Annotated in this window: 1 protein-coding gene; it reads left to right on the top strand. The window is 32.7% G+C overall.

Annotated elements, in window-relative coordinates; all coding sequences use genetic code 11:
- Positions 1-103: 103 nt before the first annotated feature.
- Complete coding sequence (gene pflA, locus RR561_RS00450; protein WP_332505463.1) at positions 104-826, top strand: pyruvate formate-lyase-activating protein; 723 nt, start codon at positions 104-106, stop codon at positions 824-826.
- Positions 827-923 lie beyond the last annotated feature (97 nt).

Raw genomic sequence — 923 nt, forward strand, 5'->3', positions numbered from 1 at the left:
AAAATATAATAAATAAAAAATAAAAGGCTATGCTAAATAGCATGGCCTTTTATTAAGATAGATAATATACATCTGGGGATATTACAAGGATAGGAGGAACATTATGATCAATGGAAGAGTACATTCAATAGAAACATTTGGAACAGTAGATGGTCCTGGAATTAGATATGTGGTATTTACCCAAGGATGTAATTTGAGATGTAGATTTTGTCATAATAGAGATACTTGGGAGTACGGAGAAGGTAAGCTAATGTCAGCGCAAGAAGTAGTAGATGATATGATGAAGTACAAGACATTTATCGATGCGTCTGGCGGAGGTATTACAGTATCTGGCGGAGAGGCAACTACTCAAGCTGAATTTGTAGAAGAAATATTTAGGCTTGCAAAAGAAAAGGGCATACATACATGTCTTGATACTAGTGGTTTTGTAGAGATTGATTCAATAAAATCGCTATTAAAGTATGTAGATTTAGTTCTTCTAGATATCAAACATACCAATTCAGAAGTATCTACATGGCTAACAGGTCAATCATCAGAAAAAGCAATGCAGTTGGCAAGATATTTGGAAAAAGAAGGTATAAAAGTGTGGATTAGACATGTACTAGTACCTACAATCAGTGATGATGAAGAATATCTAAGAGATTTGGCAGATTTTGTAAAGTCATTAAAAAATGTAGAAAAATTTGAACTCTTGGCTTATCACACAATGGGAATTCATAAATGGGAGCAGATGGGAAAAGAATACTCACTAAATGATATTCCAGCAGCAACAGAAGAAGACGTTGAAAGAGCGTATAAAATTATGGATATAGACAATTTAAGATAGATTATATTGACAGTAAGTCTATGAAAAGTATAATCTTAGTAGTTAGTAGTTAGTAGTTAGTAGTTAGTAGTTAGTAGTTAGTAGTTAGTAGTTAGTA

The sequence above is a fragment of the Peptostreptococcus sp. genome (assembly GCF_036639115.1).
Lineage (GTDB): Bacteria > Bacillota > Clostridia > Peptostreptococcales > Peptostreptococcaceae > Peptostreptococcus.

Excerpts from the sequence above, each read along its gene's own strand:
- pflA (WP_332505463.1), top strand. The coding sequence starts at position 104 with ATGATCAATGGAAGAGTACATTCAATAGAAACATTTGGAACAGTAGAT.